This window comes from Methylosinus sp. LW3 (assembly GCF_000527115.1).
In the GTDB taxonomy this organism is placed as follows: domain Bacteria; phylum Pseudomonadota; class Alphaproteobacteria; order Rhizobiales; family Beijerinckiaceae; genus Methylosinus.
In genome coordinates this window covers 1,035,760-1,057,388 of sequence record NZ_AZUO01000001.1, presented here as the reverse complement: position 1 = coordinate 1,057,388, position 21,629 = coordinate 1,035,760, and the positions used below count along the sequence as shown (strand labels likewise).

Annotated in this window: 17 protein-coding genes; 5 read left to right on the top strand and 12 right to left on the bottom strand. The window is 66.9% G+C overall.

Annotated elements, in window-relative coordinates:
• Nucleotides 1-68 precede the first annotated feature (68 nt).
• On the bottom strand, nt 69-950 hold the full coding sequence (locus METLW3_RS0105225; RefSeq protein WP_024878914.1) for a tetratricopeptide repeat protein: 882 nt from the start codon (nt 948-950) through the stop codon (nt 69-71).
• 475 nt (nt 951-1,425) lie between these two features.
• On the opposite strand from METLW3_RS0105225, the gene METLW3_RS0105220 reads away from it, so the two are divergent.
• The 3 genes from METLW3_RS0105220 (at nt 1,426) to METLW3_RS0105210 (ending at nt 4,681) form a co-directional block, all read left to right on the top strand.
• Nucleotides 1,426-2,751 (top strand): Nramp family divalent metal transporter, encoded by a 1,326-nt coding sequence (locus METLW3_RS0105220; RefSeq protein WP_024878913.1) that lies wholly within the window; start codon nt 1,426-1,428, stop codon nt 2,749-2,751.
• 139 nt (nt 2,752-2,890) lie between these two features.
• On the top strand, nt 2,891-3,106 hold the full coding sequence (locus METLW3_RS0105215; protein WP_134188019.1) for a hypothetical protein: 216 nt from the start codon (nt 2,891-2,893) through the stop codon (nt 3,104-3,106).
• A 156-nt stretch (nt 3,107-3,262) separates the two neighbouring features.
• On the top strand, nt 3,263-4,681 hold the full coding sequence (locus tag METLW3_RS0105210) for an MDR family MFS transporter (protein WP_024878911.1): 1,419 nt from the start codon (nt 3,263-3,265) through the stop codon (nt 4,679-4,681).
• Between the two features lie 114 nt (nt 4,682-4,795).
• Here the strand turns inward: METLW3_RS0105210 and METLW3_RS0105205 are convergent, their stop codons facing one another.
• Both METLW3_RS0105205 and METLW3_RS0105200 read right to left on the bottom strand, forming a co-directional pair.
• Nucleotides 4,796-5,497, bottom strand: a complete 702-nt coding sequence (locus METLW3_RS0105205; RefSeq protein WP_024878910.1) for an RlmE family RNA methyltransferase — start codon at nt 5,495-5,497, stop codon at nt 4,796-4,798.
• On the bottom strand, nt 5,494-7,593 hold the full coding sequence (locus METLW3_RS0105200) for an ABC transporter ATP-binding protein/permease (protein ID WP_024878909.1): 2,100 nt from the start codon (nt 7,591-7,593) through the stop codon (nt 5,494-5,496). Before METLW3_RS0105200 ends, METLW3_RS0105205 begins: the two co-directional genes overlap by 4 nt.
• Nucleotides 7,594-7,991: 398 nt before the next feature.
• Here METLW3_RS0105200 and METLW3_RS0105195 point away from each other — a divergent pair, with 398 nt between their 5' ends.
• Nucleotides 7,992-8,945, top strand: a complete 954-nt coding sequence (locus tag METLW3_RS0105195; protein ID WP_024878908.1) for an acetyl-CoA carboxylase carboxyltransferase subunit alpha — start codon at nt 7,992-7,994, stop codon at nt 8,943-8,945.
• Between the two features lie 249 nt (nt 8,946-9,194).
• Nucleotides 9,195-10,736: a murein L,D-transpeptidase family protein gene (locus tag METLW3_RS0105190; RefSeq protein WP_024878907.1), complete on the top strand. Its 1,542-nt coding sequence runs from the start codon at nt 9,195-9,197 to the stop codon at nt 10,734-10,736.
• 288 nt (nt 10,737-11,024) lie between these two features.
• Here the strand turns inward: METLW3_RS0105190 and METLW3_RS0105185 are convergent, their stop codons facing one another.
• From METLW3_RS0105185 to cobN, 9 genes are read right to left on the bottom strand one after another with little or no spacing between them, the layout of a single operon-like run.
• Nucleotides 11,025-12,350 carry a cobyrinate a,c-diamide synthase gene (locus METLW3_RS0105185; RefSeq protein ID WP_024878906.1) on the bottom strand — a complete coding sequence of 442 codons (1,326 nt, stop codon included), beginning with the start codon at nt 12,348-12,350 and terminating at the stop codon, nt 11,025-11,027.
• On the bottom strand, nt 12,347-13,114 hold the full coding sequence (gene cobM / locus METLW3_RS0105180; RefSeq protein WP_024878905.1) for a precorrin-4 C(11)-methyltransferase: 768 nt from the start codon (nt 13,112-13,114) through the stop codon (nt 12,347-12,349). The genes METLW3_RS0105185 and cobM overlap by 4 nt, the downstream gene beginning before the upstream one ends.
• Nucleotides 13,111-13,680 (bottom strand): cobalamin biosynthesis protein, encoded by a 570-nt coding sequence (locus METLW3_RS26745; RefSeq protein WP_084484877.1) that lies wholly within the window; start codon nt 13,678-13,680, stop codon nt 13,111-13,113. Before METLW3_RS26745 ends, cobM begins: the two co-directional genes overlap by 4 nt.
• Nucleotides 13,659-14,867, bottom strand: a complete 1,209-nt coding sequence (locus METLW3_RS0105170; protein WP_024878903.1) for a bifunctional cobalt-precorrin-7 (C(5))-methyltransferase/cobalt-precorrin-6B (C(15))-methyltransferase — start codon at nt 14,865-14,867, stop codon at nt 13,659-13,661. Before METLW3_RS0105170 ends, METLW3_RS26745 begins: the two co-directional genes overlap by 22 nt.
• Nucleotides 14,864-15,616: a precorrin-3B C(17)-methyltransferase gene (gene cobJ / locus METLW3_RS0105165; protein ID WP_024878902.1), complete on the bottom strand. Its 753-nt coding sequence runs from the start codon at nt 15,614-15,616 to the stop codon at nt 14,864-14,866. Before cobJ ends, METLW3_RS0105170 begins: the two co-directional genes overlap by 4 nt.
• Nucleotides 15,613-16,386, bottom strand: a complete 774-nt coding sequence (locus METLW3_RS0105160) for a precorrin-2 C(20)-methyltransferase (protein ID WP_024878901.1) — start codon at nt 16,384-16,386, stop codon at nt 15,613-15,615. Before METLW3_RS0105160 ends, cobJ begins: the two co-directional genes overlap by 4 nt.
• Nucleotides 16,383-17,015 carry a precorrin-8X methylmutase gene (locus tag METLW3_RS0105155; protein ID WP_024878900.1) on the bottom strand — a complete coding sequence of 211 codons (633 nt, stop codon included), beginning with the start codon at nt 17,013-17,015 and terminating at the stop codon, nt 16,383-16,385. Before METLW3_RS0105155 ends, METLW3_RS0105160 begins: the two co-directional genes overlap by 4 nt.
• Nucleotides 17,015-18,301 carry a precorrin-3B synthase gene (gene cobG, locus METLW3_RS0105150; RefSeq protein ID WP_024878899.1) on the bottom strand — a complete coding sequence of 429 codons (1,287 nt, stop codon included), beginning with the start codon at nt 18,299-18,301 and terminating at the stop codon, nt 17,015-17,017. The genes METLW3_RS0105155 and cobG overlap by 1 nt, the downstream gene beginning before the upstream one ends.
• Nucleotides 18,298-21,621 (bottom strand): cobaltochelatase subunit CobN, encoded by a 3,324-nt coding sequence (gene cobN, locus METLW3_RS0105145; RefSeq protein WP_024878898.1) that lies wholly within the window; start codon nt 21,619-21,621, stop codon nt 18,298-18,300. Before cobN ends, cobG begins: the two co-directional genes overlap by 4 nt.
• Nucleotides 21,622-21,629 lie beyond the last annotated feature (8 nt).

Below are 21,629 nucleotides of genomic sequence, written 5' to 3'. Positions count from 1 at the left end.
AAAAAGGCGATCCCGGGGCCTGACGGCTCCGCGATCGCCTCGTGTTTCTCGGCTCGAGATAAGGGGCTTTAGTCCCGGCGCGTCAGATAATATTCGAGCATGGCGACAGCGGACTTGCGGTCCAGCTCGCTCGCCCGCGCCAGCGCGCGGGAATGCAGCTCGACGATCCATTGATCGGTCGGCCGATCGCCGGCCGCCTCGCGCGCCAGAGTGAGATACATCAGCCCGCGGGCGCGCTGCGGCGGACCGCCGGCCTCGCCGTTGAACATCAGATGGCCGAGCAGCGCCTGCGACGGCGCATGGCCCTTGCGCGCGGCGAGATCGAGCCAATTGGCGGCCTGGCGCGCATCCTTGGAGACGCCATTGCCGTCGAGATACATGCGCGCGAGATTATATTGAGCGTCGGCGTTGCCGAAATAGGTCGCGGCGTAGCGGAAGAGATCGAAAGCGCGGCCGGCGTCCGGCATGATCTTCGCGGCGGCGATCCCCTCGAGATAATAGACGCCGACGGCCACGAAGGCGCCGGCCGCCATCAGCCGCTCGCGCGGGCTCGGCTCGTCGTCGGCGAAATGATCGACGAGCTTGGCGAAATAGGAATAGGCCTTCGCGTCGTCGCGGGCGACGCCGTCGCCATCGGCATACATGCGGCCGAGCTTCCATTGCGCCAGCGACTCGCCGCCGTCGGCGGCGTAACGCAGCGCCTCCACCGATTTCTTGGTGTTGCCGGCGTGATAGCTCTCGAGCCCGGCGGCGAGAGCGGCGCGCGGGTCCTTGAACATGGTCAATGGCTGGGTGGCGGCGGCGATGGAGCGCGGCTCCGACGCGTCGAAGGCGGCGGCGCGACCTGCCGCGAGAGAGCCGACCGTCGCGCAGCCGAGCGCCAGAAGCAGCGTCCCACGACGCCCGCGCGGCCCCACCGTCGACGCAATCGCCTGGAGAAACACGATCATCGAGGATCTGACTTTCGCAACGCCGCCGACGTCTCGAAAACGCCGCGCACCAACACCGCCATCGTCACCGCCGAAATCGACGACAGGCTTTGAGAACGTAAAGACCCTTCTCCCGCGACGAGCCGGCGCGGAAGGCGTCTCCCTTGTCCTCGATGACCTTGTGACGAGCCGAGATTAGCGCAGCGTTTATGGCTGAAAAGGGGCATGTGGCTCTTTGCCCGGCTCGCGGAAAACTATCTCGGCGACTGTTGCAACAAGGTCACAAATTTTAGCGTTTCGCCGCAGGCTCGGCGCCGACTCGACGCATCCGGCTACGCATTGCGACATAGAAACGACCCGGTCCGTCGCATCGCCTTCGGCGCGCAGCGATGGCGAGCGTGAAAAGCCGACCTCGAGCCTGCTGGCGCATGCGGCGGGAGGGGCCTATATCGTCCCGAGTGGCCCCCCTTCTGGCGGGCGCAACAAAGGTCGCCGTATGCACGTCGTCTCGCCCGAAGTTCCCGCCACGCTCGGCGCGATGCGCGGCGACATGCGCGGCTCTGTGCGCGTGCCGCGCGAGACCGCCGGCTTTCGCCGCCTCTTCATCTTCCTGGGGCCGGGCTATCTCGTCGCCACCGGCTATATGGACCCCGGCAATTGGGCGACGGCTCTCGCCGGCGGCTCCAAATTCGGCACGGCCCTGCTCTTCGTCGCCGTTCTGTCTAGCCTCATGGCGATCGTGCTGCAATCGCTGACGGCGCGGCTCGGCCTCGCCACCGGCCTCGATCTCGCCAGCGCCTGCCGTCGGCAGTTTCCGCGCTCGGCCTCGGTGGGGCTCTGGCTCTTGGCCGAGGCCGGAATATTGGCGACCGATCTCGCCGAGGTCATCGGCACGGCCATAGGCCTGCAATTGCTGTTCGGCCTGCCGCTCGCCTTCGGCGTCGTCGTCACTTTGCTCGACACTTTCCTCGTGCTCGCCTTCGAGCGCCTCGGCTTCCGCAAGATCGAGCTCTTCGTCGTCGCAATGCTCGGAATCATCGCGCTGGCCTTCGGCGGGCAGCTGCTGCTGGCGCGGCCCGATCTCCACGAGGTCGCCGCCGGCCTCGTCCCCAGCCGCGCGCTGATCGAAAATCCCGAGATGCTCTATATCGGCCTCGGCATTCTCGGCGCGACGGTGATGCCGCATAATCTCTTCCTGCACTCTTATATCGTGCAGACGCGCGACGTCGGCGCCGGCTCGGCCGATCGACGCGAGGCGATCGACTTCGCCATTTTCGACAGCTCGCTGGCTCTGCTCTTCGCGCTCGTCATCAACGGCTCTATTCTCGTGCTGGCGGCGTCGGTGTTCCACGCCTCCGGCCATACCGAGGTCGCCGAGCTCGGACAGGCCTACACGCTGATCGCCCCCCTCCTCGGCGCGCCGATCGCCGCCAAGCTCTTCGCCATCGCCCTCATCGCCTGCGGGCTCAACTCCACGGTGACGGCGACGCTCGCCGGACAGATCGTGATGGAGGGCTTCCTCGAGCTGCGCATGAAGCCCACCATTCGCCGTCTGGTGACGCGGCTCATCGCCATTGTCCCAGCCGTCGGCGTGACGCTGATCGCCGGGGAGGCGGCGACCGGCCGGCTGCTCGTGCTGAGCCAGGTGGTGCTGAGCTTCACTCTGCCCTTCGCCGTCGTGCCGCTCGTCTGGTTCACCGCCTCTCGCAAGCTGATGGGCGAGCTCGCGGCGCCGCGCCGCGCCACCATCGTCGCCGCCGTCATCGCCGTGGCCATCATCGCGCTCAACGGCAAGCTGATCTTCGACGCGGTCGCCGGCTGATTTTTACCGTCCCTTCACCATGCTGCGCCGCGAGCGGGCTTCGTCCCAACGCGCGCGGGAACGATCCTTTCGCGGTCGACGTTCCTTCCCAGCCGAGGCGGCGCTGGGGGGCCGCCTCGCCAGAAGGGAAGAGAACGGCATGTTTCGACCTATGGTTTATGCGGCGGCCCTCATCGGCGCGCTGATGCTGCCCGGCGCGGCCTCCGCCCGCGGCCACCATCGGCATCATCACCACCATCACTGGCGCCATCACCATCACCACCATCACCATTGGCGTCACCATCATCATTGGCGCTGGGGCCTCGATCAGAGCTGGCGCGAGGCGAGCTGGAAGGCGCCAGAGCAGAGCAGCTGAGCAGAGCGCGCCTCGTCGCCGAAGCCGCGCGCTCGGCGACGGGGCGGACGTCTCGGAGGCCTCGCCCGCCAATGGCGGGATTTCGCGAATAGGAGCATAAGAAGGGCTCCGGCCGCGGCCGCGCCGCGCCGATCCGCTCGAAAGACAAGGGGTCCGTTGCCTTCCTTCGCCGCCACGCCACTCATTATCGCGACCGCGCTGTTCATGGAGAATCTCGACGGAACCGTGCTGGCGACCGCCCTGCCCGCAATGGCCGCCGATCTGCGCGAAGACCCCATCGCTCTGAAGCTCGCGCTCACCTCCTATCTTCTCTCGCTCGCCGTCTTCATTCCGCTCTCCGGCTGGGTCGCCGACCGCTATGGCGCGCGGCGCGTGTTTCGCGCGGCGATCGTCGTCTTCACCTTGGGCTCTGTTCTCTGCGGCTTCTCCGCCTCGCTCGCCGGCGTGGTGGGCGCGCGCGTGGTCCAGGGGCTCGGCGGGGCGATGATGGTGCCGGTCGGCCGGCTGGTGCTGCTGCGCGTCGCGCCGCGTCACGATCTGGTGCGCGCGCTCGCCTATCTCACCATTCCGGCGCTGATCGGCCCGGTGGTGGGGCCGCCGCTCGGCGGCTTCATCGCCACTTATTTTCATTGGCGCTATATCTTCTGGATCAATGTGCCGATCGGCCTTCTCGGCGTCGCTCTCGTCACGCGCTACATTCCCGATCTGCGCGAGGAGAGCGTTCCGCCGCTCGATATGCGCGGCTTTGCGCTCTCGGGATTCGGCCTGTCGAGCCTCGTCTTCGGGCTCGGCGCGCTCGGCCAGCGCATTGTTCCGGCGCCGGCCGCGGCGGGGCTGGTCGCCGCGGGGGCGATCGCGCTCCTCCTCTATGTGCGCCATGCGCGGCGGGCGCCGCATCCGATCATCGATCTCGATCTGCTGCGCGTGCCGACCTTCCGCGCCTCCATCGTCGGAGGCTTTCTGTTTCGCATGGGCCTCGGCGCCTCGCCATTCCTGCTGCCGCTGATGCTGCAGACCGGCTTCGGCCTCACGGCCTTTCAATCGGGCTCGCTGACCTTCATCGCCGCCATCGGCGCCATGGCGATGAAGACGACGGCGCAGCCCATTCTGAACCGCTTCGGATTTCGTCGCGTGCTCGTCGTGAATGCGCTGATTTCGGCGGGCTTCTTCTGCTTCAACGCGCTGTTCTCGCCGGAAACGCCGCATTGGATCATCATGAGCCTGCTGCTCGTCGGCGGCTTTTTCCGCTCGCTGCAATTCACGGCGCTGAATGCGATCGGCTATGCGGATATAGAGCCGCAGGCGATGAGCCGGGCGACGAGCTTCGCTTCGGCCGGGCAGCAATTGGCCCTGTCGGCCGGCGTCTCGCTCGGCGCCGCGACCCTCGAGACGGCGCGCGCGCTGCAAGGGGGCGGCGCGCTGCGACTCACGGATTTCGACGCGGCTTTTCTGGTGGTGGCGGCGGTCTCGGCCTCCTCCGTCCTCATTTTCCGCAGGCTCGCGCCCACGGCGGGAGAAGGGCTGACCGGCAAGAAATCGATCGAGCAGCCGATCGAGGCCGACGGATCGGCCTAGAGTCATTCCGGTTCAGATTGAACCGGAATGACTCTAGGTCTCCTTGTTCGGTCATGTTTTCTTCACGCGAACCGGTTCCCGCTTCGCTCGAAAACACTCTAGAAACGTTTGATTTCAGCCGCCGCGAAATCCAGTGGCGAGCACATAGAGCTCGGCCGAATCGGGGCGGCTCGCGGCCGGCTTCAGATGGCGCACCTGCGCGAAGTCGCGCTTCAGCGCCGCGAGCAATTGATGCTCCGTGCCGCCCTGCAGCACTTTGGCGACGAAAAAGCCGCCCGGCGCCAGCACTTCCTTGGCGAAATCCGCGGCGAGCTCGGCGAGCGCCACGATTTTCAGATGATCCGTCTGCTTATGGCCGGTGGCGTTGGCCGCCATATCGGACATGACGCCATCGGCGCCGCCGCCGAGCATGGCCTTTATCAGCTCGGGCGCGGACTCGTCGTTGAAGTCCATCACAGTGAATTCGACGCCGGCGATGGGCTCCATCTCGAGCAGGTCGATGGCGACGACCTTGCCCTTGCTCTTGCCATCGGCGGATTTCACGCGCGTGGCGGCGATCTGCGACCAGCCGCCGGGCGCGGCGCCGAGATCGACGATGCGCTTTCCGGGCGTGAGAAGCTTGTGGCGGTCGTCGATCTCGAGCAGCTTATAGGCGGCGCGCGAGCGATAGCCGTCGCGCTTGGCCTGCGCGACAAAGGGATCATTGAGCTGACGTTCGAGCCAGAGCGTCGAGGATAGCGAGCGCCTCCTCGCCGTCTTCACGCGTTCCTTCAGCGAGCGGCCGCCTTCCCGCCCCCCTGCGCCGGATTTCGTCATGCGAGCACCGCTTCCCGGGGCGCGAAGGTTCCGTCGGCTTCCTGCTCCATCGCGATATGGCGCTGGTGGAAGGCGAGCAGGCTCGAGCGATGGCCGATGGAGATGATCGTCGTATTGGGCAGGCGCTCGCGCAGCATGGCGTAGATTTCTCCCTCGAGCTTCTCGTCGAGCGCAGAGGTCGCCTCGTCGAGGAACAGCCAATCAGGCTCGGCCAGCAAGGCCCGCGCAACGGCGACGCGCTGCTGCTCGCCGCCGGAGAGGCGCTGCGACCAGGAATCCTCCTCGTCCAGCCGATATTTGAACGGTCCGAGCCGCGCAGCGTCGAGCGCCTCCTCGACCGCGCGGCGGGAGAAGGCGTCAGGCGCGCTCGGATAGGCGATGGCCTCGGCTAGAGTGCCGATGGGGATGTAGGGCTTTTGCGGCAGCAGCAGCAGCTTGGCGTCGTCCGGCGTGCGCACGCGGCCCTCGCCATAGGGCCAAATGCCGGCGATGCCGCGGAACAGAGTCGATTTTCCCGATCCCGAGGGGCCGGTCAGCAGCGTCGATTCGGCCGGCCGGAACACGAGATCGCGCGCCTCGACGATGCGCCGCCCGTCGGGCAGCGACAAAGCGAGATCATGGACCGCGATCTCGGGCGAAGCGCCGTGCTCGATCTTCGGCGCCGCGGCGCCCATCGTCGCCGCGCGCTCGATCGCCTCGTCGAAGGAGGCGAGACGGTCCAGCACCGCTTTGAAATTGGCGAGCGAGGTGTAGTAGGTGACGAAGAAGGTCAGCGCATCCTGCACCTTGTCGAAGGCGCCGGACGTCTGCGTCATCACGCCGAGATTGATCTTGCCGGCGAAATAGAAGGGCGCTGTGAGCAGATAGGGAATGATCGGCGACAATTGCCCGTAGGTCGCCGTGAAGCTGATCATCTTCTTGCGCGTCGTGACGATGCGCAGATAGTTGACGATGATCGCCGTGAAACGGCTCACCAGCGAGGATCGCTCGGCCGTCTCGCCGGAGAGCAGCGCGACCTGCTCGCTATATTCGCGCAAGCGCGCCAGCGAGAAGCGGAAGTCCGCCTCGCGATGCTGGCGCTCGAAGTACAGGCCCGACAGCGTGCGGCCGAGAAGATGCGTCACCACCGTGCCGACCGCCGCATAGAGCAGCGCCACCCAGAACAGGAAGCCGGGAATGAAAATATCGGTGCCCGGGAAGGCGTAATTGCCGGAGAGCCCCCAAAGGACGATGGAGAAGGAGACGAGCGAGCTCAGCGTCTGGATCAGCAGGATCGTATAGGAGTAGATGCCATAGCCGTCGGTGCCGCCGTCGATGAAGCGGTTCACGTCCTCGGCGATGCGCTGGTCCGGATTGTCGGTCTGACTGCCGGCGAGCGCCATTCGATAATGCGTGTGATCGCCGAGCCAGCGGGAGACGTAATGCTCGGTGAGCCAGCGCCGCCAGCGAATGATCATCAGCGATTGCACGACAAATTCGATCACCGCGCTGATGATGTAGGTGAAGGCCCAGGGCGTGAAGACATAGAGCAGCAGGCTCCAGAACGCGTCGGCGTTCTTCTCCTGGATCGCGTTGAAGAAGTCGCGATTGAAAAAGGACAGGCGCACATTGACGCCGACCTGCGCCTGATTGATGAGCACCAGCAGCACGATCATCGCGACGGCGATGCTGCGCTCCCGCGCGCCGAATCGAAAGAGCCCGAGGACATTCCCCTCGCCGCGGTCGCTGCTGTCGAAATAGAGATCGGCGATGCGCGTCATCTCGCGCACGACGGGAATATGCGAGACGGCGAAGACCGAGATCGAGAAGACGGCGACGGTGAGCGGCAGGCTCTCGGGCAGCGCATAATCGGCGAGCGCGGCGGGCCACAGGCTCTCCTCCGCGAGCAGCCGCGCGACGCCGAAGACGATCGTCTCGACCGAGAAGATGGAGACGAATATCTTCAGAAAGCTCGAGATGGCGGCGCTGCGCCAGGTGGTGAAGGCGCAGAGCCCGGCCGTGGCGGCGAGGAGGAAGAGATTGGCGTCGCCGAGGTGAGCGCCCGCTGCGAGCGTTAGCGCCGCGAAGACGGCGACGGCCGCTCCGAGTCCCTGCATGTCCTGTCCTCTCATTGGTCGCGCCGCATTCGCGCGGGCGTCGCATTCGGGCGCAGTAATCTCGAGATTGCGCCACTGGCGTGGCGCTGGGCTCGGCGCGCCGCTTTCTCCCTGCGATAGCGCGCTTTCAGGCGAAAGGGCAAATCGTCGCGCCGCGCCGCGCGCCTGCGCCGCGAAAGGATTTTGCTGGAGCTGCGCCGATGCGAGGAGACGGCAGCCGCTCCCGCCTTGCTGGCGGAGAAGATATTGCCGGCTTTCGGGCGGCGAGGAAAAAATTCGGCGTTTTCGCGTCTAGCGAGGAAGGAAAAGGGGCGCGTTCTTGACTTCCCGCGCCGTTACGGCCAGTTTCCGCGCCGCTTCGCTAGGCTTTCCAGCCGCAATCCCGTGTCGTTCGCCTCATGCGCTCCTATCTCGACTTCGAAAAGCCCGTCGCCGAATTGGAGACCAAGGTGGAGGAACTCCGCGCGCTGGCGTCCAAGGGCGACGGCGTGTCGATCTCCGACGAGCTCGCCAAGCTCGAAGCCAAGGCGCACAAGGCCCTGGCCGATCTCTACGCCAGCCTCACGCCGACGCAGAAAATCCAGGTCGCACGCCATGCGCAGCGGCCGCATTTCTCCGACTATGTGCGGCTTTTGTTCAATGAATTCACCCCGCTGGCCGGCGATCGCCTGTTCGGCGAGGACTCCGCCATCGTCGGCGGCTTCGCCCGTTTTCGCGGCGAGCCGGTCTGCCTCATCGGCCAGGAGAAGGGCTCCGATACGGAGAGCCGGCTCGAGCATAATTTCGGCATGGCGCGGCCGGAGGGCTATCGCAAGGCGGCCCGGCTCATGGAGCTGGCCGACCGATTCGGCCTGCCGGTCATCTCGCTCGTGGACACTTTCGGCGCTTTTCCCGGCATTGACGCCGAGCAGCGCGGACAGGCGGAGGCGATCGCCCGCTCCATCGACGTCTCGCTGTCGCTGGGCGTGCCCAATGTCGCCGTGGTGGTGGGGGAAGGCGGCTCCGGCGGCGCCATCGCCATCGCCAGCTGCAACAAGGTGCTGATGCTGGAGCATTCCGTCTATACGGTCGCCTCGCCGGAGGCCTCCGCCTCCATTCTGTGGCGCGACTCGTCCAAGGCGCAGGACGCCGCCACCAGCATGAAGATCACCGCCCAGGACCTGCTGAAGTTCGGCATTATCGACGTCATCGTCGCCGAGCCGCCGGGCGGCGCCCATCGCGATCCGGAGACGGCCGTCGCCGCCGTCGGCGAGGGCATAGACGATGCGCTGGCTGGCCTCGCCAATCTCTCCCGCGCGCAAATCGTCGACGCCCGCGCCGAGCGCTTTCTCTCTGTCGGCCGCAAGGTCTGAGCAGACGAGATTCGGCGCCTTTCAGCATTCGGCGGCCTCGAAGCGCTGACCCGCTCTGGTCTCCCGGCGTCAACCAATCGTTAACCTCATAGACGATCGCCGCCCTCTTGCCGGCGGCGACAGCCACGCTCTGGCCTTATTCTTCCTCTTGCGTTAGAACGACGTTGGTAATTCGACGTCTATTGTCATGCTAGCGTGACTGCGCGTGATTCGCGCCTTCGCGCGCGGATCACGAGAAGCGGGGCGAGAATGAATCTCTTCCGAAACGTCGGGCGGCTCGCCCCCTGGGGTCTCGTCGGCGCGACGCTCGCGCTCTCCGCCTGCAATGATCTCGGCTCCGGCTCGCAGCGCGCGCTGTCGCCCATTCCGCCCGAGACTTTGGCGCTGATGGAGCAGGCCGGCGTCACCAAGGAATCGCCGACGCTCATCCGCTCCTATAAGAAAGAGGCCGAGTTCCAAATCTGGAAGCAGCGGCCCGACGGGCGCTACGCCTATCTCAAGACCTTCCCCATGTGCCGCTGGTCCGGCCAGCTCGGGCCGAAGGTTCGCGAGGGCGACCGCCAGGCGCCGGAGGGGTTCTATTCCATCACCCCCGGGCAGATGAATCCGAACTCCGCCTATTATCTCTCCTTCAACGTCGGCTATCCCAACGCCTATGACCGCGCCTACGGCCATAGCGGCGGCTCCATCATGGTGCATGGCGCCTGCTCTTCCGCCGGCTGCTTCTCCATGACCGATCGGCAGATCGCCGAGATCTATGCGATCCTGCGCACCTCCTTCAACAATGGCCAGCGCTCGATCCAGATGCAGTCCTATCCGTTCAAGATGACGGCGGAGAATCTGGCCAAGCACAGGCTCGATCCCAATATCGGCTTTTGGAAGCAGCTGAAGGAAGGCTCCGACCATTTCGAGGTCGCCGGCAAGGAGCCGAGCGTCGGCGTCTGCAATCGGCGCTATGTCTTCGACGCGACCTCGGCCAATGGCCAGCCGCTCGACGCCGGCGCCGCCTGCCCGCCGCTGCGCCGCAATGCAGAGATAGAGACGCAGGTCGCGCAGAAAGCCGCCGTGGACGACGCCAAAGTGGCCGAGCTGGCGGCGGCTGGCGTCAGGCCGGTGCGCGTCGTCTATCAGGACGGCGGCCAGCACCCCGATTTCTACGCTCGTGTCGCCGAGGTGAGCCGGCCCGAGACGCTGGTCGCGCCGCTCGAGATCGCCCTCGAGGAGAAGAGCAGCGGCGGCAAGTCGCGTTCTCCCGTGCTGGCCATTAGCGCGACGAGGCTCGCCGCCAAGGCCAAGAAAGAGACGGAGATCAAGGTCGCGGCCGCGGCTGCGGAGCAGGCCCCTGTGGCGAAGGCCGCGGAAGCCCCCGCCCCGGCCGAGCCGGCCAAGCTCGGAGCCTTCGCCGGGGCGACGGATTCGATCGGCGGATTGCTCGGCTTCCGCAAGGAGCCCGCCCCGAGCGAGCCCGCTGTCGCCAAAGCCGAGCCCATCAAATCGGAGGCCGCCAAGCTCGAAAGCGCCAAGGCCGGCGAGAGCCCCAAGAGCGAAAAGTCGGAGGTCGCCAAATCCGCGGCCAAGCCGGCGACCGCCAAGGCCACGGCCCCGAAGCCTGCCGTGACGAAGACCGCAGCAGGCCAGGCCGCCGCCTCGCAGGCCCCCGCGTCAGCGCCGTCGCATCGCGCCGATCCGGCCAAAAAGCCGCAAGCCTCGCTCGGAGCCGAACGCCACGCCAAGGTCGCTTCGGCCACTGCCGGCGTTCCGGCGCTGCCGCCGGTCTCTGCTCGCCCCTGATTTACGAGCAACTCACAAGTTTTTTGCTCAAACGATCCGCCCGAGGGCGGATCGTCGCAATTTTGCCTGCATTGATCGGAAAAAGGCGCCCCGAGCGTTGCTGTATCGCTGCGGCCCCGCGCCGGAACTTCCGCCGAAAACTCTGTCGTGATGCGACATTGTGGCGGGCTTCCAAAAAGGCGCTTGACACTTGTGCGCCGCAGCAATACAACAGTGCGACGCAGCGAGAACTTCTCTCGCTCCGTAGCCCTCCTTGGGCGTTTCCTCCCTTGACTTGGGCCGCTGGCGTTACCGGCGGCCCTTTTTTTTCGTCATTGCGTGGAAGAAGCTTCCCGTCACCTGCCCCGCCCGCAGCCCCGCCGGCCTCTGCTCCTGCGAATAGGCGTCTGTAACCATCGCAAAGGGCTGGCCCTTCTCGCTCACGATCGTCGCGTAGTGGAATTCGTGTCCGGCGAGCTCGTCGCCCGCCACGCCCAGCGCGCAATCGCCGAGGAGTCTTGCGCGCCTATAGCCCAAATGAAGTTTGCGCTGCGCAAAACTCGTCGCCAGATCGAGCAGGCCGGCCATCTCATGAGCCTCGCCGGCGGCGTCGGTCAGCGTCCGCCCGAGGGTCATATAGCCGCCGCACTCCCCATGGACCGCACGCGTCGCAGCGAAACGGCGAAGCCCGCCGAGAAAATTCCGCGCCGCGGCGAGCCGGCCCGCATGAAGCTCTGGATAGCCGCCCGGCAGCCAGCAGGCGTCGCAGTCCTCCGGCGGGGCCTGATCGGCGAGCGGCGAGAAGAAAGCGATCTGCGCGCCCGCCTCGCGCCAGGCGCGGGCGAGATGCGGATAGAAGAAAGAGAAAGCCTCGTCCTGCGCGACAGCGACACGTCCTCCCGGCGGGTGCGGAACCTCGAGAGGACCGGGCGCGAGATCGGCGAGACCGCCACCCGCGGCCGCGAGCAAGGCGTCGAGATCGACATGGGCCTCTATGCGCTCGGCAAGCCGATCGAGCAGAGCTTCGAGCCCTCTCGTCTCGCCGGCCTGCACCAGACCCAAATGACGCTCCGGCAGAGCGACGCCGGAATCGCGCGGCAGCGCGCCGAACACTTTTATACCGACCGCCTCGATCGCCTCCTGCGCGAGCTTGCGATGGCGCTCCGAGCCAGTGCGGTTGAGCAGCACGCCGGCGAGCCTCACCCGCGCGTCATGCAGCGCGACGCCACGCGCAATAGCGGCCGCGCTCTGCGCCTGTCCCGAGACATCCATCACCAGCAGCACGGGCCAGCCGAGATGGGCGGCGATGTCCGCCGAGGCGCCCGTCTGCGCCGGCGCGCCGGGCGCGCCGTCGAAAAGCCCCATCGCCCCTTCCGCGACGATGAGATCGGCGTCCTCGCCGGCGCGCAGCGCCAGCTGCGCGAGCATCTCGGCCTCCATCGTCCAGGAATCGAGATTGAAGCTCGCGCGTCCGGTGGCAACGGCGTGAAAGGCGGGGTCGATATAATCCGGCCCGCATTTGACGCCCGAGACCCGCAGGCCGCGCCGCGCCAGCGCTCGCATCAGCCCCAGCGTCACAGTGGTCTTGCCCGCGCCGGAGCGAACGGCGGCGATCAGAATTCCGGGCGCGGTCAGCGTCCGGCTCCCGTAGGCCGGAAGCGGCGGTCATAGCCCGCGTCATAGAGCGCGCTCTCGCGGAAATCCTCCGCTGCCAGCGCCTCGCCGACGAGTATGAGCGCGGTGCGCTCCATCGGCGCTTCGCCGGCCAGCGCTTCAATGGTCGCGAGCGTGCCCTGCACAATGCGCTCATCCGGCCAGGAGGCGCGATAGACCAGCGCTATGGGGCAGTCAGCGCCATAAAAGGGCGTGAGCTCCGCGACGACGCGCTGCAGCGAATGGATGGAGAGATGAATGGCCATTGTCGCCCGCGCGGCGGCGAAGGCGGCCAAAGTCTCCGTCTCCGGCATGGCCGAGGCGCGGCCCGAGGTGCGCGTCAGCACCACCGACTGCGCCACTTCCGGCAAGGTCAGCTCGCGCCTCAGCGCGGCGCTGGCGGCGGCGAAAGCCGGCACGCCCGGCGTGATCGTGTAAGCGATCCCGAGCGCCTCGAGCCGCCGCGTCTGCTCGCCGACGGCGCTCCATATGGAGAGATCGCCCGAATGCAGCCGCGCGACATCTTGCCCGGCGGCGGTTGCCTGTTGCATCTCCGCGACAATGGCGTCGAGCGATAGCGGAGCCGTGTCGATGATGCGCGCGTCCTGCGGGCAATGAGCGAGGATTTCCGGCGCGACCAGCGAGCCGGCATAGAGGCAGACGGGGCAGCGCGTGAGAATATCGCGGCCGCGCAGAGTCAGCAGATCGGCGGCGCCCGGACCGGCGCCGATGAAATGTATGGTCATGGCGCTTCCTCTAACGCATTTCGCGCGATCGCGCAGGTGACGCCGGCGCTGGCGAGGCGCGGCCCGAGCAGACGGCTCCCCGTACCTGCCCCGACGAGCGCCGCCGCCTCCGCCACGCTGCCGACGCCGGTGAGCGCCTCCACGCGCGGCGAGCGGGTGAGAAGCTCGTCCTTGCGCGCGAGGAGCATTTTGTGAGGAAGAAAGACCAGCGGCAAATTCAGCTGCCGCGCCGCGTCATGAAGTCCTTTCTCGTCCCGCTTCGACTCGATGGTAAAAAGCGCAATCTCGCCGTTCGTTTCCTTCTCCCACTCGTGGGAGAAGGTGGCCTCGCGAAGCGAGGTCGGATGAGGGTCCGCGCCGCGCTTATCCTCGAGATGCTTAGGTGACGGCGATCCCTCATCCGACCCGGCTACGCCGGGGCGCCTTCTCCCGCGAGCAGGAGAAGGATCGCGCACATAAATTTCGCAAGCTTTCCAAATCAACGCGACCGCCTCGCGCGCATCCACGCCGCTGCGCGCGCCTATGCCGATCGCGTAGCGCGCGCTCAACTCTTCACCGCGCGCCATTGCAGCGCCGGCAGCGCCGGCTCCAGCGCGTGATAGGAGCCGATCGGGCGCGCTTTCGAGATCGCAATGCTCACCAGCTCGCCGCCCATGCGTCCAAAAGCGTCGATCAGCAGCGCCTGAGTCTCTATCGTCACCGCATTGGCGACGATGCGTCCGCGCAAGGGCAGCGCATTCCACGCCGCCTCTATGATCTCCCCTTCCCCGCCGCCGCCGATGAAGATCACATCCGGCGTCGGCAATCCGGCGAGCGCTCCAGGCGCTGCGCCTTCGACGATCACGAGATCGGGAACGCCGAGCGCCGCCGCATTGCGCGCGATGCGCGCCGCGCGTGTCGCATTCTGCTCGATCGCAATGGCGCGATTGGCAGGATCGGCGAGCATCCATTCGATGCCGATGGAGCCGGAGCCCGCGCCTATGTCCCACAAGCATTCGCCACGGCGCGGCGCGAGCGCGGCGATCGTCACCGCGCGAATGTCGCGCTTGGTGATCTGCCCGTCATGCTCGAACCAATCATCCGGCAGGCCTGGCGTCAGCGGCAGAATGCGCGCGCCAGGCCCCGCGATCACTTGGACGCCGATCGTGTTGAGCGGCGCAATGTCGGTGAGCGAAAACGCCTCCGCCCGCGCGCTGCGAATGCGCTCCTTGGCGCCGCCCATATGCTCGAGCACATGGATGCGCGACTCGCCCATGCCGAGCGCGGTCAGATGCGCCGCGAGGCGCGCGGGCGTCGTCTCGTCCCATGACAGAATGAGCAATCGGCGCGAAGGCTGCAGATGCGACGTCACACGCTCGAAAGCGCGGCCATGCAGCGACAGCAATGCGCAATCCTGCTGGCTCCACTTCAGCCGCGCGGCGGCGAGAGAAAAGGAGGACGGCGCCGGAAGGCAGAGAATCTCCTCCGCCGCCACATTGCGCGCGATCATATCGCCGACGCCGAAGAAAAAAGGATCGCCGCTCGCCAGCACCACGGTCGGCGCGCCGCGATGCGCGAGGATCGTCTCCATCGCCGCGGAGAGCGGCGAGGGCCAGAGGAGCGTCTCCGCTTTCTGCGGGCCGATCAGCTCGAGATGCCGCGCGCCGCCGATGATGAGCGAGGCGTCGGCGATGAGCGCGCGCGCGGCCGGCGTCAGCGCCTCGACGCCATCCTCGCCAATGCCGATGAGCGAAAGCCAGCGCCCCGCGCTCATATCGCCTTCCGCGACGTGTAGACGAAGGGCGTCGCTGTCTCGCGCGAGACGAGCTTGGTGCCGCTCGCGCCGATGAGCACCAAGGTCGACATGTCGACGACGCTCGGATCGGCGTCGCCCAACGTGGCGATCGCGATATTCTCCTCCGCCCGGCCGACCGATTTCGCGAAGACCACGATGCGATCTGCCGGCAAGACGCGGCGCAGCAGCGCGAATGTATCGTGAATGCGCTGCGGCCGCGCGCGCGAGGCGGGATTGTAGAAAGCCATGACGAAATCGGCGCGCGCCGCCAGCTCGAGACGATTGGCGATCACCTCCCACGGCTTGAGATTGTCGGAGAGCGAGATCACGCAGAAATCATGGCCGAGTGGCGCGCCGAGCCGCGCCGCCGCCGCCTGCATGGCGGAGATTCCGGGAAGAATTTCTATGTCGAGATCGCGCCACGCCGGCTCGCCATTGTCGATCGCCTCCAGCACCGCCGCCGCCATTGCGAAAATGCCAGGATCGCCGCCCGATACGACAGCCACGTCGCTTCCGCTCGCGGCGAGGCGCAGCGCGTCTTCCGCGCGCGCGATCTCCACGCGATTGTCGCTCGCAAGGCGCGTCTGGCCGGGCGTGACGGGAACGCGCGCGACATAGGGCGCATAACCGATAACATATTGCGCGGCGCTCAACGCCTGCTGCGCTTCCGCGGTGAGAAAACGCGCATCGCCCGGACCGAGGCCGATGACGAAGAGCTTTCCCGTCACGGCCGACGTCCGGCGCCGGGCACGAGGACGAGCGCGAAATATGGCGCGTCATCGTCGCGCTTCTCGGCCAAGCGCATGATCTTCTCCTCCGCCATCGTGCCGCGCTCGACATAGATGGCGCGATCGATGAGCTTCGCATCCTCGAGCGCGAGGCGCAGCTTGCCGAGATTGCCGCCGAGCTTCATCACCACAGCGGCGTCGGTCGCGACGAGTCGCTGCACCAGACCCTCGCGCGGCAGAGTCGCGGGAATGACGGTCAGCACATCGTCGCCCCATGTCATCGGCTGGCGCGCCGAAGCAAAGCAGCCCGACATGCCGGAGACGCCCGCGCAGACCTCCACGCGAAAGCGCGGCGACAAGCGCGTCTGCAAATGCATGAAGGAGCCGTAGAGCATCGGATCGCCCTCGCAGAGCAGCGCGACATCACGGCCGAGCAAAAGATGCAAGGCGAGGCGCTCCGCGCTCTCCTCATAGAAAGACGCGAGCGCCGCCACATAGTCGGGGTGATCGAAAGGAATCTCTGTCGTCAGCGGATAGGCGAGAGCGATCTCCTCGCAATCCTTCGCGATGAAGCGCGCGGCGATGGCGCGCGCATGGCTCGGCTTTCCGCGCTTGGAAAAATAGGCGACGATTTTCGCTTCGCTCACCAGACGCGCGGCTTTCAGCGTCATCAGCTCGGGATCGCCGGGGCCGAGGCCGACCCCGAGCAGCGCGCCCAGCGAAACGCGCGCGCCATCGTCGGCGCGCAGATTCGGATCGACGATATTCATTCTTTCTCGCTCGCCAGCGCGTTGATCGCCGCGGCGGCCATGGCGCTGCCGCCCTTGCGTCCGCGCACGATCGCCGTCGGAACGCGCCCGTCGGCGAGCGCGGCCTCTTTGGATTCCGCCGCGCCGACGAAGCCGACCGGCATTGCGATGATCGCAGCGGGCGGGGCTACGCCTTCGTCGAGCATCTCCAGTAGTCGGAACAACGAGGTCGGCGCATTGCCGATGGCGACGACGGCGCCAGAGAGCTTCTCCCGCCACAGCTCCATCGCCGCTGCGCTGCGCGTCGTCTTCATGTCTTCGGCGAGCGCGCGCGTGCGCGGATCGGCGAGGGTGCAGATCACCTCATTATTCGCGGGAAGGCGCGCGCGGGTGACGCCGTGAGCGACCATATTGGCGTCGCAGAAAATGGGCGCGCCATTGCGCAGCGCGGCGCTCGCCGCCTCCGCGAAGTCGGGCGAAAAGACGATATCGTCGGCGATCTCCACCATTCCGCAAGCATGGATTATGCGCACGGCGACGCGCTCCTCCTCGCGCGAGAAACGCTCGAGCCGCGCCTCTGCGCGAATAATGGCGAAGGAGCGGTCGTAGATCGCGGCGCCGTCGCGTATGTAGGTCAATGCGCCGGACATTATGGCTCCCTGCTTGTGGCGCGCATGATGCGCGCGCTCATTGCGTCTTCTATCTCGTTCACGCCGAGGCCATGCAATGTCGGCGCATCGCTCGCGCGTCCATTGTCGATGAGATCGAATCCTCGCGGCGTCGCCACCAGCGCGACCTTTGCCGCAGCGGGAGAGGCGCAGCCCTTGGCGCAGCCCGATATGTGCAGCGTCGCGCCCTCGGACGCAAGCCGCGCCGCGAGAGGGGCGAGAATTTCGGCGAGATCGCGCGTCGGCGCATGCGCCTGTGGGCATTCCGGCGCGCCGGGACAGGCGATGACGGCGAGGCGCGGATCATCCGCCGCAATGACGAAGCCGCGGCAAGCCGCGACCTCGATGATATATTGCGCCGCCTCGAGATCGGCGCAGGGCAGCAGCAGCGCGCGCCAGGGCGTGAGGCGCAATTCGTTCAGGCCATGGACTTCGGCCAGCGCCGCGAGCGCATCGAGATCATCCGCGCGCCATCGTCCCGAGGACGCGCCTATGCCGGCAAAAGCCCCCTCTCCTCTTTCGCCGCCGTCACGAGACAGCCGCGCTCCGAAAATCTCCGCGGCGGAGGCGGCGCGACAGAGCGATTTATACGGCGTCGGCGTGAGAGCCGCCGCCTCGGCCAGCGCCTCGAGGCCGAAGGTGGCGACGACATTGCGCATGCGACGCAATTCGAATTCGCGGCCTGCGCGCAAGGCGAGAAAGGCGCGCGCCAGCGTCAGCGCCACATCGCTCGCCGTTTCCGGCGTCGCGAGAAAAGCATGCGCGCGCGCGCCATCGGCGATGATGGCGACATTGTCGCCATGCGCCTCGAGGCGAATGTCCATCGCCGAGCCGGAAAGGCCGAGCGCGCCGCCGTCATCGACGAGAAAGCCGAATTTTCCAGGAAGCGCCAGCAGAGAAGCGTCCTTCACGAGCGATTGTGCGAGACCTGCGACGAGGGCGCTCGCCTGCGCATCGGCGAAAGGCGAGACGAGGAAGTTGAGCAGGCTCTCTGTCGCCGCGTCGTCCGCGAGCAGGCCGAGCGCGGCGAGGCGCCGTTGCGCCTGCTCGAGCTTCTCTTCGCTCACGCCGCGCAATTGCAGTTGCGCGCGCTGCGAGAGATCGATGAGGCCATTGCCGCAATCCCGCGCGATCGATGCGATCTCGCGCGCCTGCTGCGCCGAAAGACGCGGATGCGTCGTTTTCGCGCGCAAGAGAAGGCCGTCACCGCTCTGCATCGGCCGCAGCGCGCCGGGGCACCAGCCTTGGATTTTGGGCGCGGCGGTCATAGCGAAAGCCCTTCGAGCGCCGCGGCGACGCTGTTGCGCCGCGTGCGCCAGAAGCCGCGCGCGATGGCGCGCTGGAACATGTCGCGAATGGCCGCCGCCGCGCGCGGATTGGCGGCGAGCAGAAAATCGCGAACATTCGGCGCGCCGAGCGTCGAATCGAAGACGAGATCCCATTGCGCGTCACGCACATGCGGCGTCGTCGCGGCGAAAGCGAAGAGATTGTCGAGCGTCTCGGCGATTTCCGCCGCGCCGCGATGGCCATGGCGCATCTGCCCCTCGAGCCAGCGTGAATTGGCCGCGCGACCGCGAATGACGCGCGCGATCTCTTGCTCGAGCGAGCGCAGCTTCAATGCTGCGGGGCGCGTCGCGTCGATATGCGTGATCTGCGCGGAGCCGCCGAGCGCGGCGTTGGCGGCGGAAAATCCGCCTTCGAATTCCGCGAAGGCGGCGCCGGTGAGCACATCCGTCTCCGCCATATCCTGCACATGCAGCAGAGCATCGGCGACGCCGACGCGCTCGCCGAAAGCCTCGCGCGCCGGCGCGCTCTCGCCATTGCGCGAGACGGCATGGCCGCCGGCCGCGAGAAAGGCCTGGCCCAATGCATCGCGCGTGTCGCCGCGCGCGATGGCCTCGGAAAGGCCGAGGCCATAGCTTCCCTGCGCGGCGCCGAAGACGCGCTCAAGCGCGCGGCCGTCACGGCGCGCGGCGGCGAGCGGATTGGACTCGTCGTCCTCATCGAGCGCGGCGACGGCCGCGACAGCGTCGTGGAAGAGCGCGATGAGGCCGGGGAACATGTCGCGAAAGAGCCCCGATATATGCAGCGTGACGTCCACGCGCGGAAAATCGCGGCTCGCGAGCGGCAATATCTCGAAGCCACAGACGCGCGCGCTGGCGTTGTCCCAGAGCGGCGCGACGCCCATCAGCGCTAGCGCTTGCGCGAAATCCTCGCCGCCGGTGCGGATGGTCGCGCTGCCCCAGAGATCGAGCACGATATTGCGCGGCCATTCGCCATGCTCTTGCGCATGACGCATCATCACCTCGCGCGCCGCGCGGACGCCGATATCATGGGCGGTGCGCGTCGGAACATGGCGCGGATCGATGCAGAAGAGATTGCGGCCTGTCGGCACAACGTCGGCGCGTCCGCGCGAGGGGGCGCCGGCCGGGCCGGGCTCGACGAAACGGCCTGCGAGCGCGCGCAGCAAACCGCTCGATTCGGCCGCGCCGCATGGCCCATTGCCGAATATGTGCAGCCCATCGCCGATGCGCATTTCCTTCACATCGCAGAGCCAGGCATCCAGCCGCGCCAGCGCCTCCGCGCGATCCGTGTCGCGCGTGACCTCGCATTCCTGCGCGAGGCCGCTGCGTTCGGCGACATCGAGAATCGTTTCCGCCACCAGCTTGGCGCGGCGCGGGTCGAGTGTCGCGGCGCTCGCATATTCGTCGAGCAGGCTCTCTATCTCCTCCGCCTCGGCGGCGAGTCCCGCTTCGACGAGCGGCGGTGTCATATGGCCGATCGTCACCGCGCCGGCGCGGCGCTTGGCTTGCGCGGCCTCGCCCGGATCATTGACGATGAACGGATAGACGAGCGGCGTGGCGCCGAGCAAAACCTGCGGCGCGCAAGACGGGCCGAGCATCGCCGATTTTCCGGGCAACCATTCCAGCGTGCCATGCGTGCCGAGATGAATCATCGCATCTATGTTTCGACTGTGGCGCAGCCACAGATAGAAAGCGATATAGGCGTGGCGCGGCGCGAGCTCGGCGTCGTGATAGGTCTCGCGACGTTCCACTCTGCTTCCGCGATCCGGCTGCAATGCGATGACGAGCTTGCCGGTCTCTATGCAGGAAAAGCGAAAGGCGCCGTTCGCGAGCGCCGGATCTTCTTCCGGCGCGCCCCAGGCGGCGAGGACTTGCCGCGTGAAGTCGTCCGCCAGCGTGGCGAAGAGGCGCTGATATTCGGCGAGCGGCAGCTCGGCGTAATGCGCGGCTTCCTCCAGCGCGCGCATGACGAGATCGCCGTCACGATAAAGTGACCCGATTTCGTAATCCGCGTCGCGCAGCAGATCGCATATTGCGATCACGCTTCGCGGCGTGTCGAGGCCTATGGCGTAGCCGCCGCGTCCGCGTCGCGCCGGATAATCGGAGAGCACCAGCGCGAGGCGCTTCTCGCTATGTCCGAGCCGGCGCAGGCGCGCCCAATTCTGCGCGAGCGCCGCGACATGATCTATCTGCGAAGGCTCGGGCGAATGGCGAATCTCGTCGAACTCGCTGGCGGCGCGTGCGCGCGTCTGCGCCTTGAAGGAGACTGCGCCGGCGAAGATGCGGCCGTCCACCTCGGGCAGCACGACATTCATCGCGAGATCGGCGCCATTGGCGCCGCGCTTGGAGTTCTCCCAGGCTTCGCGCGTCGAAGTGGCGAGCGCGATTTGGAGAACAGGCGCGTCGGCGCGATCGAGCACCGAGCCGCCCTCCGTGCGCGCGGAGAAGGCGGTGGCGTTGAGAATCACATCGGGACAGAATTCTGCGATCGTCTGCGCGAGCAGCGTCTCGCAAGCGGCGTCCTTGAGGCTGGCGACGAAATAGGCTTCGACAGCGAAGCCGCGCTTATGCAGCGCATCGGCGAGCGCGACGATCGGCGCGAAATCGCCGGCGAGCCAGGCAGAGCGATAGAAGGTGACGAGCGCGCGCGGAGCCGATGCCGCCTGTGCGCCGCTCGATTGGCCGGAGGCTCCCTCATCCTCAGCATGAGGGGGAGGGTTAGCGCCAAGGGCGGTGCGGCAGGCTTGCTCGCAGCGGCCGGCGAGCGGCGCGGGCGCGCTCTCAAGCCAATGCGTGGGCGTTCCTGCGAGAGTCGCGGCGTAGCCGAGGAAGGAACGCAGATTATCCGGGCCGCCGTCGTGGAAGAAAGACCAGATGCGCGCGAGCGCGTCGGAAGAAAGCGTGGAGGCGCGCTCCAGCCGTTCATCACTGTGCATGTCGCCCGGAACGATGGCCAACGCGAAGCCGCGCATGCGCGCTGCGGTCGCGAGCTCATCGACGCCATAGGCCCAATAATCCTTGCCGCCGAGCAGGCGCACGACGACGAGCCGCGCATAGCGCGCGACCTTGTCGATATAGAGATCGACCGAATAGGGGTGCTTCAGCCTGGCGAGCGAGGCGCAACGCAGCGATGGGAGCGCGGCGTTCTGCTCTTGCAGCTCGGCGAGGAGGGAAAGCTCGGCGTCGGAGAAGGAGAGGAAGACGATCTCCGCAGGAGTCTGCCCGAGGTCGACCGCCGCCTCATTGTCGTCGAGGCCATGGAGATCGCGCGCGAGCAGATGCATGGCGCGTC

What these genes read in the sequence shown, in the direction of transcription:
- cobM (WP_024878905.1), bottom strand. Translation starts at nt 13,114, where the DNA reads ATGACCATACATTTCATCGGCGCCGGTCCGGGCGCCGCCGATCTGCTG.
- METLW3_RS0105220 (WP_024878913.1), top strand. Translation starts at nt 1,426, where the DNA reads ATGCACGTCGTCTCGCCCGAAGTTCCCGCCACGCTCGGCGCGATGCGC.
- cobN (WP_024878898.1), bottom strand. Translation starts at nt 21,621, where the DNA reads ATGCATCTGCTCGCGCGCGATCTCCATGGCCTCGACGACAATGAGGCG.
- METLW3_RS0105225 (WP_024878914.1), bottom strand. Translation starts at nt 950, where the DNA reads ATGATCGTGTTTCTCCAGGCGATTGCGTCGACGGTGGGGCCGCGCGGG.
- METLW3_RS0105170 (WP_024878903.1), bottom strand. Translation starts at nt 14,867, where the DNA reads ATGAGCGCGGGGCGCTGGCTTTCGCTCATCGGCATTGGCGAGGATGGC.
- METLW3_RS0105195 (WP_024878908.1), top strand. Translation starts at nt 7,992, where the DNA reads ATGCGCTCCTATCTCGACTTCGAAAAGCCCGTCGCCGAATTGGAGACC.
- METLW3_RS0105215 (WP_134188019.1), top strand. Translation starts at nt 2,891, where the DNA reads ATGTTTCGACCTATGGTTTATGCGGCGGCCCTCATCGGCGCGCTGATG.
- METLW3_RS0105160 (WP_024878901.1), bottom strand. Translation starts at nt 16,386, where the DNA reads ATGAATATCGTCGATCCGAATCTGCGCGCCGACGATGGCGCGCGCGTT.
- METLW3_RS0105200 (WP_024878909.1), bottom strand. Translation starts at nt 7,593, where the DNA reads ATGCAGGGACTCGGAGCGGCCGTCGCCGTCTTCGCGGCGCTAACGCTC.
- METLW3_RS26745 (WP_084484877.1), bottom strand. Translation starts at nt 13,680, where the DNA reads ATGGCGCGCGGTGAAGAGTTGAGCGCGCGCTACGCGATCGGCATAGGC.
- METLW3_RS0105190 (WP_024878907.1), top strand. Translation starts at nt 9,195, where the DNA reads ATGAATCTCTTCCGAAACGTCGGGCGGCTCGCCCCCTGGGGTCTCGTC.
- METLW3_RS0105155 (WP_024878900.1), bottom strand. Translation starts at nt 17,015, where the DNA reads ATGTCCGGCGCATTGACCTACATACGCGACGGCGCCGCGATCTACGAC.
- METLW3_RS0105205 (WP_024878910.1), bottom strand. Translation starts at nt 5,497, where the DNA reads ATGACGAAATCCGGCGCAGGGGGGCGGGAAGGCGGCCGCTCGCTGAAG.
- cobG (WP_024878899.1), bottom strand. Translation starts at nt 18,301, where the DNA reads ATGACCGCCGCGCCCAAAATCCAAGGCTGGTGCCCCGGCGCGCTGCGG.